The organism is Massilia consociata (assembly GCF_042432755.1).
Taxonomy (GTDB): domain Bacteria; phylum Pseudomonadota; class Gammaproteobacteria; order Burkholderiales; family Burkholderiaceae_D; genus Telluria; species Telluria consociata.
This window is the reverse complement of the sequence record NZ_JBHLWP010000013.1, coordinates 431,267-445,979: the sequence shown is the minus strand read 5'-3', so window position 1 is coordinate 445,979 and position 14,713 is coordinate 431,267. Positions and strand designations below refer to the sequence as shown.

Below are 14,713 nucleotides of genomic sequence, written 5' to 3'. Positions count from 1 at the left end.
GCCGGCTGTCGTGCATGGCGCAGCCGTACTGGGGCGGCCACTATACGCGCCGGTGGCTGCGGCGTCCGCTTTCGTGTCGTGATGACAGGTATAGCCCGCGAAAATACATCCTTACCGTTCGGGGCGGGGCCAGCCGATGCGGCCGTGGCCGGCATTGTCGAGGCGGGCGCGCAGCGCATCCGCATCCTGTGCAGGAAGGCTGAAGTCGAACAGCACCTCATCGCCGTGCGCTACCGCGTCGAGGCAGGCGCCGGCAGCATCGAGTTCGCGCCGCACCAAACCTTCGAGCGCGTACGGCGCCGTGCAGCGCAGCTGCTGGAGCTTGACGATCGGCACCTTCTGCGCCTGCAGCAGGGCCTGCGCCACGCTGTCGGTATAGGCCCGCACCAGCCCGCCCGCGCCGAGCTTGACGCCGCCGAAGTAACGCACCACGGTGGCCAGCACGCCTTCGAGGTCCTGGTGGCGCAGCACGTCGAGCATCGGCCGGCCGGCCGTGCCGCTCGGCTCGCCGTCATCGACCGCCGCCGACTGGCCGCCGGCCAGCAGCGCCCAGCACACGTGCGCGGCGCCGGGATGGTCGGCGCGCAGCCTGGCGACGACCTGCTGGGCGCCGGCCCGGTCGGGCATCGGCTGGACGCAGGCGAGGAAGCGGCTCTTCTTGATGACGAGTTCGAAATGGACGGGGGCGGCGATGGTCTGTGGCATGGCGCCGGGTATCGGTAATGCGGTAAGACGGAAAAAGAAAACAAAAAAGGCGTCACGATTACTCATGACGCCTTCCTTGCTGAATCTTTGGTAGGCCGTGCGGGATTCGAACCTGCGACCAACGGATTAAAAGTCCGCTGCTCTACCAGCTGAGCTAACGACCCGAAGAAGCCAAGATTATAGCGGCGTTTGCGCGAATGTCCAAGTGTTTCGTTTCATTTCTGGCGACATCCGTGCAATTCCTGCCGCCCGCGCTCATTTTTCGATCTCCTTGTCCTCGGCCTGGACCTTGTGCATGGAATACGGCTCCAGCTTTTCGGCATCGACGTTCATGCGCACGAACAGGCCCCACGTCGCCAGGATCGCCGCGGCGGCAAGCCCGATTGCCGCGGAATGCAGCAGGAATTCGGGTTTGCTGTGCATGAACTGGAACACGCCGATCAGGCATTCGATCGACAGCGACACCACCACCACGATCAGGAAGCGGGAAAGGAAGCGCCTCACGCGGGTAGGGGAGCTGATGTTGACCGAGGGCTGCACTTCTTCCTCGAGCACGGTCTGGCCGAGTTCGAGCGCGGCGACGGCGATCGTCAGCAGGCCCACGCATTCGAGGATCAGCTGGAAACGCCCGCGGATATCCAGTTTGCCACCGGGGCTGAGCGCGCTCCAGGTTTCGATTGCGGCAAGCACGATCAGGCCGGCGCCGCAGACGAAGAAGAGTGCGACGATCAGCAGGTAACCGACCGTAAAGATGTTCTGGATGAGTTTCACGGCCTGCCTCGTGGAGATGCGCGTGTTTCAGTCTAATCCTGCCTGCGGCGGGACCGCGCCCGCCAGGAAGCGGCATTTCGCCAGGGGATGATGCTCCGCAAAAATTTCCTTTAAGACTGCCACTATCGTGGGGACTTCGGCTGTCGCCACGGCGACGCTTCATCGTCTCGACGGAAGGAGTTGTGTCGGTATGAGCATGGCGCTGACGGAACAGGTGATGGCCGCGCTGGCGGAATTCGGCAGCGCCAGCAGGCTCTACGCGCTCAGGATTGGCGACGGCGATGGCCCCGGTCTCATGGTGGAAGCGTTTGCGGCGCAGGACGCCGTCCAGGAAATCGGCAGCCGCGACGTCATCGCCCTGGCAACCGACGCCCATATCGACCTGGACGCTCTGCTGGGACAGCCCGCGACACTCGAGATCAGCCTGGCGGACGGCACGCGGACCGCCTTTGCCGGCGAGATCAGCGCGGCGGCCATGCTCGGCAGCGACGGCGGGCTGGCGCGCTACCGGGTACGGATCGCTCCCTGGCTGTGGCGCCTGGGCCAGGTGCGCAATGCGCGCGTGTGGCAGGACAAGAGCGTCATCGAGATCGTCGACGCGGTGTTCGACGCCTACCGGCCTGCGGCCCGGTGGCGCTGGAGCGACGACACCGGACCCTTCCTGTCGAAGGTGTCCGCGCGCAGCTACTGCTGCCAGTACCGTGAATCCGACCTCGACCTCGTGCAGCGGCTCCTGGCCGAGGAAGGGCTGTGCTGGCGCTGCGAGCAGACCGAAGACGGTCCCGGGCTGGTGCTGTTCGCGGACAGCAGCCAGCGCAGCGCCGTACCGGAAGACGCCAGCAGCGCGGCGCACGCGGGGATCCGCTTCCACGGGGCGCGCTCGATGGAAGAATCCGACAGCATCCAGGCCTTGTACGCCCAGCGGCGCATGCACGCATCGCTGACGACCGTCTTGAGTAGCGACTACAAGGCGAAGCGGGTCATCGGGGCTGCTTCGCCATCGCACTTCCGCAACGGGACGAAGCTGCCGGAACTGGAATCCTTCGACGTGCCGGGGCAGTACGCCTATGCGGACTGGAGGCAGGCCCAGCACTATGCCGACCTGCGGATGCAGGGACAGGAAGCGCGCGGGCAGCTGTGGCATGGCCGCTCGACGGTGCGGACCCTGCGCGCGGGCACGCGGGTGCGCGTCGTCGGCGCACCGCTGCGGCGGTTGGGTGACGATGCATCGTTCACGGTGCTGCGCGTGCTGAGCATCGGCGTCAACAATATGCCGCCGCCGACGCAGCACGCGCTGGCGGAGCTGTTCGGGCCGATACCGGAATTGCTGGAAGAGATCGTTCAGAAAGACATGGCCGACGACCTCGCGCCGGTGATCGCCCAGGCGCGCGAGACCGGCTATGCGAACTGCTTCGATGCGGTCGCTACCGACATGGTCTGGCGGCCTGCGCCGGCACGGGAAGATGGACGGGGCCGCGCGAAACCGGTCGCGTTCGGTGCGCAGAGCGCCATCGTCGTCGGCGCCGACGGCAGCGACCAGCCGAACGGTGCGGACGAGGTGTACTGCGACCGGCTCGGGCGGATTCGCATCCGGTTCCACTGGCAGGACAGCGGCGATGCGACCTGCTGGGTGCGGGTGGCCCAGCGCTCGGCTGGCAGCGGCATGGGGCAGCAATTCCTGCCGCGGATCGGGCAGGAGGTACTGGTGCAGTTCCTGGAGAACGATATCGACCGCCCGATCGTCGTCGGGGCACTCTACAACGGCCGGGGCCAAGGGGGCATTCCCGCCACGCCGGGCGGAAGGCGCGACAGCGCCGCGGAGCTGTCCTGTTTCGAGCGCGCCAACGATCACATGACATCGGGGCAGGGCAATCTCAGCGGCGGGAACAGCCCGGTCTGGCACGGTGCCTCGGCAGACAGTGCCGGGCACCGCAATCCGGCGGCGCAGTGGGGGATTCGCAGCAAGGAGTTCGGCGGTTTCGGGTATTCGCAGCTGTTGTTCGACGATGTGGATGGGCAGGGGCGGGTGCAGCTCAAGACGACGTATGCGGGCAGTGAACTGAATCTTGGGCATTTGATTCATGCGGCCGACAACTATCGGGGGAGCTTGCGCGGGCGGGGGGCGGAGTTGCGTACGGATGCGTATGGGGCGGTGCGGGCCGGGGCGGGGTTGCTGGTGACGAGCTACAGGATCAATCACAGCAATACGAAACGCGATCCGGCCGGTGATAACGCGGCCGGCGTGGGATTGATGAAGCAGGCGGTCGCAATGGCAGAGTTGTTCAGCTCGGCGGCTGGAACGCATCAGACCGTGGCATTGGCTGCGCATCTCGGTGCAAGCAAAGCGAACGCGAGCGTGCTGGACACCGCAGCCGCGCCGCTCAAGGCGGTGCAGACTGCCCTGGCAGGAATGCTCGACGCAAAGGATGCTCGGGCCGCCCTTGCGGATGCCGGCGTGAAAAGCACGAAAGCCGATGATGGAAAGCTGCCTGCGCCGACCGACCCTGTTGTCGCAATTGCTGCGCAGGCGGCATTTGGCGCGAGCGCTGGACAAAGCGTGCAACTGGCAAATGGTGAAGCAGCGATTTTGATGAGCGGACAAGATACTCAGCTTGTCGCAGCTGGCCAGATGCGGCTCCAATCCAGGCAGGCGGTTGGCATATTGAGCGGAGCAATCAAGCCGGTCGAGGTCGGCCTTGGCTTGGACCTGGTTGCTGCCAAAGATGCGATCGATATCCAGTCCCAGGCAGATGAGCTGAAAGTATATGCAAGAGATGAACTGAGCATTGTCAGTGCCAGCGCTCACGCCGACTTTGCCGCTGCAAAGAAGATCACGCTATCGACATCAGGTGGAGCAAGTATTGCAATCGACGGAGGAAATATTCTGTTGGCCTGCCCTGGGTCGATCAAGGTACACGCTGGCAAGAAAAGCTTTGTTGGGCCTGCTCGGATGAATTATCCCATGCCCGGATTGCCGCGCAGTATTTGCGTTGAATGCTTGAGAAAATCCCTTCAGGTCGGACCGGCGTTCACCAAGGTTGAATAAGATGCTAATTGATAAATTTGACTCTCAGTGTCTGGATAAGCTTTATCAACGGGCTACTGGCCTGCTTGCCGAACACTATCTATATCTTTTGGTTGACGGCGCGTTCGTCTGCGGTTTGCACAGAAGCATTGGCGAACAGGAGAAAAGAATATTCTTCGAAGCACTTCCGTCCTGCAACGATGACACGCGTGATGTCTCGCCATTTCTAATAAATTTTGATCCGCAAAATAGCAAGCTTCGGCGTCTGCTGGAGAAGTGCAGCGGTTGGCCAATGCTCAGCGTGATTGAAACACCTGAAACGCTTGACCAGGTGGCCGAACGATTATCAGCGTGGTGCGTTGTCGATATCGACAGGGAGCGTTTTAATTTTCGATTTGCCGATACGCGTCGCCTGCCAGCAATCGGACGGATTCTTACTCCGGGCCAGAGATCGAACTTTATGGGGCGGACTCAACGATGGGATTATGTTGGTAGAGACGGCGCTTGGCAGGCACTCGCCGTGGATTCAAGAATGGGGTTGGCCAAAAGCACCCGGGGTCTTGATGCAGCACAATTTGCTTCGCTCGTTGCCGATGGCAGAGTTGATGAACTGTTGGCGCTATTAGCATACCGTGGCCAGAAACTCAGCATGTCTCCATCAGCGCAATTTGCCGCGGTGGGCGCCGCGATTGCGGAGGTTGAGAAACTTGGATTAGATGACATTGATAGCGCTGAAGAAATACTCGCCATCGTGTACGCTCAAGACAGGGGTGGCGAGGTTCTTTTTGCTAAATAATTTTACCGGAATTTACGGTCCCATCTAGTTCTTTCATTGGATGCGGAATTTGAACGTTGATGTAAGTAGTCATGCAAAAATCAAATTAACCCGGGAGAAGGTCATTATGAGATGGTGTCCGGCTATTCAGTCTATAAAGCGAACATGTACCTTCCTGGTTTGCAGTGCTTGGTTGTTCTTGTTGCCTGGTTGCGAAGCTCAAACTATCGGCGTTAGTGTGCATGGCGTTAACTACACAAAGGAAATATTTAGGTACGGCGTAACCAATCCTGAAATACCAAGCTCCCGGGGAGCAGGTGAACTCATTGACCCGTTTGCTGGAGGCGGCACAACCTGTTGCGTGGTGTTGCCGGTAGTATGGGCGCCAAATATATATCTCGATGTTGAGACAAAACATTGGGTGAGAAAGCATCCGCAAGACGAGCTTTCTGAAGTTGCAGGAAGCTATCGCGTAAAGGTTCCTCAGTACACGAACGGAAAACCCGGGGAGATCTGGGTCATCCGTGAGCCGGATGGGAAAATAAGCGTTGTGTCCAGCAATCTGCAGCCAGACCATCCGAAGTGGCCAGGGAAAATCAAGGGATGGCCGGTTGCATCGTTAGAGTACCGACGAGAGCGTTGGGAAATTTTTCGTAAACACGAGGCGGATGGGGTAGATCTCTACATGAGGCTATTGGCTGACCTAGAAGCTTCGCCAGAAAAACGTGCAAGCGAAGCATGGGAGAACTCTAAAGAAAATTTTCCAGCTGAAATCGAAGGCTTCTCTGGTCCTGACGATCCGCGATATCGGGTCGCACTACTAAAAGAGTACGAAGAAGGGCTGCTGGAAAGTAAGCGACGTCTAAAAATAGTGATGGAGTCTAAGCCATGACAGCCAAGTTATGTCCAATGATTCCGGCGGAGTTCGTTGAGGCCCAAAATAGCGATAAGTTCTTCGGGAAAGATGGAATGAATACGATTCGCAGGATTTGGGAAGTCCGAGAATTTTTTACGGCCAAAAACCCAGATAAATCTTGTGAGTCGAATCTTTTCTTCGGGTTCTTTTTCGACGGAACTAAAAATAATTATCGGGAAGATGAGCGGACAAACGGGTTTTCAAATATAGCGCACTTGTACGATTGCTATCCTGGGAATGGCGTTCGGTATGTTCTGCCGGAGTCTTCCGACTGGCAACATGAGATTGAGAAATATTCGCACTTCTTCAAGGTATATATTCCTGGCGTGGCGTCCCCCTTTGGACACGTCAACGATACTGGTGCGGGGAACGATCTTACACTTGGCGCGGCGATGGGATGGCTTGGCGAGCGGCGTATTATCTGGGCTTTGGTGCAGGCAATCAATAATGTACACAGATTCATATTGAAAGAAGCGCTGGTGGGTCCCGATGAGTTAAAGAAAATATTCCCGAAGATCACGCTTGATAAAAAAGCCAGGAGCCTGATGGTTGGCCCGAATCCAGCACTCAGGCGGAATGACCGACATATAGGTGAGATTACCAGTGATGGTGCAGCCCGAGTTCAGTTCGAGGTGTTGCTGAAGAGATTGCATGCGGTATCGTCTAATCATTGGCCGGATAAGAAGACTGGAAAGCCAAAGAAAATTGATCCTGCGATCATCAAGAACATTTATATTTCGATATTTGGTTTTTCCCGAGGAGCGACGCAAGCTCGAGCATTTACCAATTGGCTACAATCACTTTGCAAGCTTGATGCGCAGTTGGCGGGACGCGGCGCCGATATGTCGCTCGGTGGGTTCAACGTACAGTTTGACTTTCTCGGAATATTCGATACGGTTGCGTCGGTCGGGGGCGGTAATACCTTAGGCAATGCTCCGGTTGGAACGTATTTGGATGGTCACGGCGCCTGGGCAGACGCGGAAGATAGCCTTCGAATCCCATGTGGATTGAAGTGTTTGCATCTCGTGGCTGCACACGAAATTCGGCGTAGCTTTCCAGTCGATTCTATTTCGGTGGGTGGCAGTGTGGCTGGACAATGCGAAGAGCTGGTTTTGCCCGGTGCACACTCTGATGTTGGAGGGGGGTACTGTCCGAGAGAGCAAGGAAAAGGATCTGATTTACTCGGTTCGGACATGATGTCTAGAATCCCGCTGCTATTGATGTATAAAAGCGCTAGATTGAGCGGTGTGCCGTTCAAGCTTGAGCTGGCCAATGAGATCGCACGAAAAAGATTTGCAGTGGATCCTCGGGTAATTCAGCATTTCAATGCATACCTTTCCAATTGTATTGAAAAGCAAGGGCCGCTTCATCGCCTCATGCGGGAGCATGCTCGCAAATATATTGAATGGAGATTGTTAAGGCGGATAGCGGGAAAGGAGTCGTTGCAGCGGATCGGGAGTTTTTCGCGGGCTTCCAATTTTCATCAAAATGATCTTCATAGTGCTGCGGTTGAGTTTGAAGAGGAATTGAAGCGATTTGCGGGCTGGCTTGGTGAGAAAGGAAAAAAATTTGTTCCGCAAGCCCAGAAAATGGGGTTTGGGAATGAGGTTGAAGCGGAGTGGGAGGAAATTGCGCGGTGGTGGGGTAAGCCGAGCTCACTAAGTCCCGAGGCTGTCCGGTTTTTCGATGATTATGTCCATGACTCACGTGCCTCTTTCAAGTTGCTCGGACCAGATAGCGAGAGCAAGCAACATGAGGAATTGCGGGAATGGTTGCGAAGAAAGAAAATTGCAAGTGATATCAACTCTGCGCATTCAGCAATGGGGGGAGGCGGACTTGGCGTAGATATGGGCATCAACATTGCAGTTTCGGATGGCTTGAATACTGTGCAACGCCGAGCAGTCGATGAGTATTCGACGACCAAGAAAATTCCTCGGATGGTGAACAGCGGAAGAGAGCCTTGGAAAGCACCCGTTTACGCGGGGTATCTTCGATATAGAAAGGTATATGGCGGCGCGGATAACGTCTTATTATCATCTGCATCAAAGCACTCGACTTTGATCGAGCAAATTGCAGACTTTGACTCCAGTTCGGATGGTGCGTTAGTGTAGTCGTGAGCAATACAAAAAAGGCGTCACGATCACTCGTAACGCCTTTCTTGCTACAACAAATTCGTGGTAGGCCGTGCGGGATTCGAACCTGCGACCAACGGATTAAAAGTCCGCTGCTCTACCAGCTGAGCTAACGACCCGAAAGAGGCAGCATTATAGCCGGGCATTTTGATTTGCGCTAGTGCCGGTTTCGCAAGCCGCTTCACGACAGCGCGGCCGTCACCTTCAATACCTCGTCCGCGGTCGTCACGCCTTCGACCACCTTCATCGCACCGGCGATGCGCAGCGGCTTCATGCCATCCAGCACGCTCTGCTGGCGCAGCTTCTGGATCTCGCCGGATTCGCGCACGGCCCGCGCAAAGCCGTCGCTCACCGTCAGCAGTTCATAGATGCCGGTCCGGCCGCGGTAGCCGGTCTGGCGGCATTCGGGACAGCCGATCGGCCGGTACACGGTGGCAGGCTTCGGGATATTCCACGCGCCGCCGATGCCCTGCCACAGTTCGTCACTGAGCTCGCCACCCGGCGCCTTGCAGTCGGGGCACAGCGTGCGCACCAGGCGCTGGGCCAGCACGCCGATCAGGGTCGCCTCCAGCAGGTAATCCGGTACGCCCAGCTCCAGCAAACGCACGACCGCCGCCGGCGCATCGTTCGTGTGCAGGGTCGAAAACACCAGGTGACCGGTCAGCGCCGCCTGGATCGCCATCTCGGCCGTCGCCAGGTCGCGGATCTCGCCCACCATGATGATGTCCGGGTCCTGGCGCATCAGCGCGCGCACGCCGTCGGCGAACGACAGGTCGATCCCCGGCTGCACCTGCATCTGGTTGAAGGAAGCCTCGACCATCTCGATCGGATCCTCGACCGTGCACACATTGACTTCGCTGGTCGCCAGCGCCTTGAGCGTCGTGTACAGCGTCGTGGTCTTGCCCGATCCGGTCGGCCCGGTCACCAGGATGATCCCGTGCGGACGCGACGTCAGCGCATCCCAGCGCTGCGCCTCGACCGGCGGAAAGCCCAGTTCCGGCAGCGTTTTCACCACGACTTCCGGGTCGAAAATACGCATGACGAGCTTTTCGCCGAAGGCGGTCGGCAGGGTGGACAGGCGCAGCTCGACTTCCTGGCCGCCGGCGGTGCGGGTCTTGATGCGCCCGTCCTGGGGGCGGCGCTTTTCGATGACGTCCATCCGCCCGAGCAGCTTGATTCGCGCCGTCATCGCGATCATCACCACGGCAGGTACCTGGTACACCTGGTGCAGCACGCCGTCGATGCGGAAACGGATCACCGCGAATTCGCGCTTCGGCTCCAGGTGGATGTCCGAGGCGCGCTGCTCGAACGCATAGCTCCAGAGCCAGTCGACGATGTTGACGATGTGCTGGTCGTTGGCGTCGAGCTGCTTGGTCGACTTCCCCAATTCGACCAGTTGCTCGAAGTTGTTGCGCATCGCCAGGTCCTGCCCGGTGCTGCGGTTGGCGTCGCGGATCGACTTGGCCAGGCTGAAGAACTGCGAAATGTACTGGGCGATGTCGAGCGGGTTGGCCAACACCAGTTCGATCTTGCGGCGCGAGATTTTCGCAATCTCCGCCTCCCATTCCACATTGGCCGGGTCGGCCGTCGCCACGACCAGGGTCGAGCCGCTCATTTCCACCGGCAGGATATTGAAGCGCGCCGCATAGCTGGCCGACATCACGTCCGCTACCTTGGTGAAGTCGATCTTCAACGGATCGATGCGGATGAACGGCAGGCCGACCTTGGCGGCGCACCATTCGGTCAGCACGTCGAGTGTCAGCAGCCGGTGCGGCGGCTGGCTGGAAACCAGCTTGCACTGGGCGAGCGCGGTGAGCGGATGCATCGACCCCACCGCATTCTTGAGGATGCCCTGGGCCTGCGCGAACTGGGCCTTGACGTGTTCCTTGGTGACGATGCCGTCGGCCAGCAGCCAGGAGAAAATCGACTGCAGGTCGAGCGCCCGCAGGCGTGGCGCCTTGGGGGGAGTGGGTGGGGCGGCATGGGTGTTCACGTTCGGCTCCCGGTGGGAAGGTTCAGGCGGCGGCGAGGATACCCTTGACCCAGGATTTCGCCGGCAGCCTGGTATCGGCCACGATCTGCGCCGCACGCGCGGCCAGGGCGTCCTTGTCCAGCTGCGGCCGGTTGCGGAAGCACAGCGCCACGACGTTGCCGTCATGGACTTCCGGCAGGCAGATCACGTGCTCGAAGGCGAACTTCATGGCCTTGATGTTCTTGGCAAAGCTCGGGTGGTCGCCGAACAGGTTGACCGTCATGATCCCGCCATCACGCAGGCAGTCGTTGCAGGCCTGGTAGAACTCGGGGGTGTCGAGCACGGGGCCGCGGGCGGTGGCGTCGTACAGGTCGCATTGCAGCACGTCGAAGGCGCCGTGCCTGGCCGGATCGGTCACGAAATCCATCGCATCCATTTCCAGCACCGACAGGCGCTCGTCTTCGGGCGGCAGCTTGAACATCGAGGCGCAGATGCCGATCACCGATGCATTGAGCTCGACGGCCGCTACCGTCGCTTCGGGGAACTGGCGGTAGCAGAACTTGGTCAACGTAGCAGCACCGAGGCCCAGCTGGGCGATGGACTGGGGCTGTTCGATGAACAGCATCCACGCCATCATCTGCTGCGCGTATTCGAGTTCGGGCCAGTCCGGCTTGCGGATGCGCATGGCGCCCTGCACCCATTCGGTGCCGAAATGCAGATAGCGGACGCCGTCCTGTTCGGACAGCGTGACGGGGGCGAACTTGGGCTTGCGTGCAGGACGGCGCGAGGATTCGGCCTGTTCGATGGATTTGCGTTTGATGAGCATAGGGCTACCTGGTGGAATCGCCCTATTATCGGGGGAGGGGTTCCCGTAGCGCAAGCGCGGGAACCGGAAGGATGCGGCGGAGCCACCGGGGGGGCGCCGGCAGCCCGATCAATAATAAGCGTCGAGCGGCTGCACCGATACGCGCAGGCGCACGCGGTTGCCCGGGTCGCGGTTCATCAGCGAGGTGTAGGTCTGGCCGCGGTATTCGTAGGTGACGTCGTAGCCGTTGGTGCGCGACTCGTACGCGTCCACGGTGCGGCACTGGCGCACGGCCTGTTCCTGTACTGCGGGGCCTTGCACGCGGCCGTTGTTGTCGACACGGTCGCCAACCATGGCGCCGGCGATGGCGCCTGCCGCCGTTGCGGCCACGCGGCCGCTACCGCCGCCGACCTGGCTGCCGAGCAGGGCGCCGGCAATGCCGCCGACGATCCCGCCGCCCGCGCTGCGTTCCTGCTGCACCGGCACCTGCACGTAATCGGTGCGGCATTCCTGGCGCGGCACGCGGATCTGTTCCACACGTGGCTGCACACGCACCACGCGGCCGAAGTCTTCGAAATCGTTCGGTGCCTGGGCCTGGGCCAGCGGCATCGCGGCGACACCCATGGCAGCAATGATCAGTTTGGCTTGGAAGTTCATGTTCTACCTCGTAATGGACTCGTTCATATGGTCCGGTGGGGAGCGGAAACCGACCAGACTTCTTGCGTTCTATGGTAATCCGATCGACCCATTACAACGAATCTTGGTGGCAACAAAATGTAACAGCTACTCGGCCGTTTGCAGACTGCCGCCAGAATGGCGGAGCTGTCGTTCAAGGGGTGATGTATGCATGCCGGTTGCTAACCAAATCTTACAAAGCTGATTCCTGTAATCACATTTGGGTTGCTTCCAATACCACAAAACGTTACCCTTACACACTAGTGGGTTATTGGTGCATGGAAATGACAGCGGGGGAGAAAGAGTGGCGGATGCCAACCGTCGCGACATGTGGTGCTTGTCCGTGCGCTCGTTCGTGCATCGACGCCCGCTGACACTGACCTGGTCAACCTGAGGAAAAAATGAGTTTGTTGATGAGAGTGCCGCCCAATCTTGTGCAGTCGATCCGCGCGTTCCGCGTCGCCGAGCTGCAGCAGGAGGCTGCGCGCCTGGGTCATCACTTCCTGTATGCGCATTGCGCCAACACCCTGACCAAGCAACAAGTCTGCGCCCGTATCGGCGAGAGCTTTTATTTCCCCAAGCCTTGCAGCAAGAACTTCGACGCCTTGCGTACCTGCCTGACCGACACCGTACACGAAGCCGGCCCGCAGCCGGGTTTCCTTGTGGTGCTGGAACAACTGCCCAGCGCCCAGAAATTCGACAAGGAAGCGCGCGAAAACCTGCTCGACGTGTTCCGCGATGCGGCCGAGTTCTGGGCCGAGAAGAAAGTGCCTTTCCGCGTATTCTACTCCTTCGCGATTCCCGCCTAGGAGCGTTCGACACCCGCCTGGCGGTGTCGAGGCGTGCCTTGCCCTGAAGGCTTTGGCGGGCGCTTCCCGACGCCGTCTCATCCCCCGGCCGCTGCGGTTGCCCGCCGGCGATACGTTACAATGCCGGGTATGAAAAATATCGTGATCCTCATTTCCGGCCGCGGCAGCAACATGGAAGCGGTCGTGCGCGCCCTTGATGCGGAAGGGTGGCCTGCCCGTATTGCGGCGGTCATCAGCAACAAACCGGAAGCAAAAGGCCTGGAGTTCGCCCGTGCCCGCGGCATCCCGACGGCCGTGGTCGCGAACAAGGAATTCGCCACCCGTGCCGAATTCGACGCGGCCCTGCAGGAAACGATCGACCGCTTCGATCCGGACCTGGTCGTGCTGGCCGGCTTCATGCGTATCCTGACGGCGCCCTTCGTCGAGCACTATGCGGGGCGCATGCTGAACATCCACCCGTCGCTGCTGCCTTTGTTCCCGGGGCTGGGCACGCACCAGCAGGCGCTCGACGCCGGCGAGAAGGAACACGGCGCCACGGTGCATTTCGTGACGGCCGAACTGGATCACGGTCCGGTGGTGGCGCAGGCCCGGGTGCCGGTGCTGCCGGGCGACACCGAAGACAGCTTGTCGGCCCGCGTGCTCGTCGAGGAACACAAGATCTACCCGTATGCGGTGCGCCTGTTCGTCGAAGACAGGCTCAGTATTGAACATGGTGAAGTACGCATCCGCGAAACGCGCGATGGCGCTCCAGCCTGAGCCCGCAGACATCCAATCAAGAATTTAACCAAGGAATTTCATGAGATTGCCACCTGCAATCCTCGGCAATACGGAAGAGGTATTGCGTGAGGTACTGCGCTTTACATCGCCGGCCGACGTCACCCTGTCGCGCTACTTCAAGGAGCACCCGCGTTTCGGCGGCCGCGAGCGCGGCGTCATCGCCGAGGCCGTGTATGCCGTGCTGCGCAACAAGTCCTTCTTCACCGATTTCGCCGGCGCCGGCAACACGCCGTCGATGCGCAAGCTGGCCCTGCTGGGCCTGGCGGAGACCGTCGGCATCGATGCCCTGGGCGGCCTGAGCGAGGATGAGGTGCACTTCCTCACCCGCGTCAAGGAAGTCGACCGCAAGCTGCTGCCTGCACAGATGCGCGCCAACATGCCGGGCTGGCTGTACGAGAAGCTCGTCGCCCAGTTCGGCGAAGCCGAGGCGCTCGAGCTGGCGGCCGTGCTGAACACGCCGGCGCCGCTGGACCTGCGCGTCAATTCCATCAAGGCCAACCGCGACGACGTGATCGCCGAACTGGCCAAGGCGCCGATCGCGGCCGAGCCGATGCCGTATGCCCCGCTCGGCCTGCGCGTGCTCAAGAAGCCTGCGTTGCAGAACCTGCCGCTGTTCAAGGAAGGCGCGATCGAGGTGCAGGACGAAGGCAGCCAGGTGCTGTCGCAGATCGTCGGCGCGCGCCGCGGCGAGATGGTCGTCGACTTCTGCGCCGGCGCCGGCGGCAAGACGCTGGCGCTGGGCGCCCTGATGCGCAATACCGGCCGCCTGTACGCCTTCGACGTGTCGGACAAGCGCCTGTCGAAGCTGAAACCGCGCCTGGCGCGCAGCGGGCTGTCGAACGTGCACCCGGTGCTGATCGCACACGAACGCGATGCCAAGATCAAGCGCCTGGCCGGCAAGATCGACCGCGTACTGGTCGATGCGCCATGCTCCGGCCTGGGCACCCTGCGCCGCAACCCGGACGTGAAGTGGCGCCAGAAGCCGGACGCCATCGCCGAGATGCAGGAAAAGCAGGCCTCGATCCTGGACGGCGCCGCGCGACTGGTCAAGAACGGCGGCCGCCTCGTGTATGCCACCTGCAGCCTGCTGAACGAAGAGAACGATGTCATCGTCGAACAGTTCCTGTCCACCCATCCGGACTTCGAACTGGTACCGATGAACCGGGTGCTGGACGAGCAGAAGATTCCGCTGGAAATGGATGCCTACCTGAAGATGCTGCCGCACAAGCACCAGACCGACGGCTTCTTCGCCGCCGTGCTCGAACGCAAGGCGAAAGCGAAACCCGCCTCGACGAATGAAGCGGGTAGTGATGCGGCCGGCGAGTCGGCTGGCGACACCGACGAATAACGC

At 60.3% G+C, this 14,713-nt stretch carries 12 protein-coding genes and 2 tRNA genes; 7 read left to right on the top strand and 7 right to left on the bottom strand.

All coding sequences use genetic code 11. From position 1 onward, the window contains the following. Positions 1-111: 111 nt before the first annotated feature. The 3 genes from ACFFJK_RS15335 to ACFFJK_RS15325 form a co-directional block, all read right to left on the bottom strand. Positions 112-705, bottom strand: coding sequence for an IMPACT family protein (locus tag ACFFJK_RS15335; RefSeq protein ID WP_379680264.1), 594 nt, complete (start codon positions 703-705; stop codon positions 112-114). 88 nt (positions 706-793) lie between these two features. Continuing rightward, positions 794-869, bottom strand: a tRNA-Lys gene (locus tag ACFFJK_RS15330). A 91-nt stretch (positions 870-960) separates the two neighbouring features. Further along, on the bottom strand, positions 961-1,476 hold the full coding sequence (locus ACFFJK_RS15325) for a hypothetical protein (protein WP_379680263.1): 516 nt from the start codon (positions 1,474-1,476) through the stop codon (positions 961-963). Between the two features lie 190 nt (positions 1,477-1,666). On the opposite strand from ACFFJK_RS15325, the gene ACFFJK_RS15320 reads away from it, so the two are divergent. Genes ACFFJK_RS15320 through ACFFJK_RS15305 form a run of 4 tightly spaced genes read left to right on the top strand, consistent with a single transcriptional unit; the run spans position 1,667 to position 8,303 of the window. Further along, positions 1,667-4,522: a type VI secretion system Vgr family protein gene (locus ACFFJK_RS15320; protein WP_379680262.1), complete on the top strand. Its 2,856-nt coding sequence runs from the start codon at positions 1,667-1,669 to the stop codon at positions 4,520-4,522. A gap of 1 nt (position 4,523) precedes the next feature. Beyond that, positions 4,524-5,297 carry a DUF4123 domain-containing protein gene (locus ACFFJK_RS15315; RefSeq protein WP_379680260.1) on the top strand — a complete coding sequence of 258 codons (774 nt, stop codon included), beginning with the start codon at positions 4,524-4,526 and terminating at the stop codon, positions 5,295-5,297. 49 nt (positions 5,298-5,346) lie between these two features. Then, positions 5,347-6,168 carry a DUF3304 domain-containing protein gene (locus ACFFJK_RS15310; RefSeq protein ID WP_379680259.1) on the top strand — a complete coding sequence of 274 codons (822 nt, stop codon included), beginning with the start codon at positions 5,347-5,349 and terminating at the stop codon, positions 6,166-6,168. Continuing rightward, complete coding sequence (locus ACFFJK_RS15305; RefSeq protein ID WP_379680258.1) at positions 6,165-8,303, top strand: Tle1 family T6SS lipase effector; 2,139 nt, start codon at positions 6,165-6,167, stop codon at positions 8,301-8,303. Before ACFFJK_RS15310 ends, ACFFJK_RS15305 begins: the two co-directional genes overlap by 4 nt. A 64-nt stretch (positions 8,304-8,367) precedes the next feature. On the opposite strand, the gene ACFFJK_RS15300 is transcribed toward ACFFJK_RS15305, so the two are convergent. The 4 genes from ACFFJK_RS15300 to ACFFJK_RS15285 form a co-directional block, all read right to left on the bottom strand. Further along, positions 8,368-8,443: transfer RNA gene (locus ACFFJK_RS15300), tRNA-Lys, on the bottom strand. 62 nt (positions 8,444-8,505) lie between these two features. Continuing rightward, a complete protein-coding gene (gene tfpB, locus ACFFJK_RS15295) occupies positions 8,506-10,317 on the bottom strand; it encodes a type IV pilus assembly ATPase TfpB (protein WP_379680257.1) in 1,812 nt (603 codons plus the stop codon). Positions 10,318-10,339: 22 nt separating this feature from the next. Further along, complete coding sequence (locus tag ACFFJK_RS15290; protein ID WP_379680256.1) at positions 10,340-11,122, bottom strand: spermine/spermidine synthase domain-containing protein; 783 nt, start codon at positions 11,120-11,122, stop codon at positions 10,340-10,342. 108 nt (positions 11,123-11,230) lie between these two features. After that, positions 11,231-11,758, bottom strand: coding sequence for a glycine zipper 2TM domain-containing protein (locus tag ACFFJK_RS15285; protein WP_379680255.1), 528 nt, complete (start codon positions 11,756-11,758; stop codon positions 11,231-11,233). A gap of 419 nt (positions 11,759-12,177) precedes the next feature. Here ACFFJK_RS15285 and ACFFJK_RS15280 point away from each other — a divergent pair, with 419 nt between their 5' ends. The 3 genes from ACFFJK_RS15280 (at position 12,178) to ACFFJK_RS15270 (ending at position 14,710) form a co-directional block, all read left to right on the top strand. Next, on the top strand, positions 12,178-12,585 hold the full coding sequence (locus tag ACFFJK_RS15280) for a barstar family protein (protein WP_379680253.1): 408 nt from the start codon (positions 12,178-12,180) through the stop codon (positions 12,583-12,585). Between the two features lie 129 nt (positions 12,586-12,714). Next, the gene (gene purN, locus ACFFJK_RS15275) at positions 12,715-13,341 is read left to right on the top strand and encodes a phosphoribosylglycinamide formyltransferase (protein ID WP_379680252.1); all 627 of its coding nucleotides are present in this window, start codon (positions 12,715-12,717) and stop codon (positions 13,339-13,341) included. 40 nt (positions 13,342-13,381) lie between these two features. Next, positions 13,382-14,710, top strand: coding sequence for an RsmB/NOP family class I SAM-dependent RNA methyltransferase (locus tag ACFFJK_RS15270; RefSeq protein ID WP_379680251.1), 1,329 nt, complete (start codon positions 13,382-13,384; stop codon positions 14,708-14,710). The last annotated feature ends 3 nt before the right edge of the window (positions 14,711-14,713 follow it).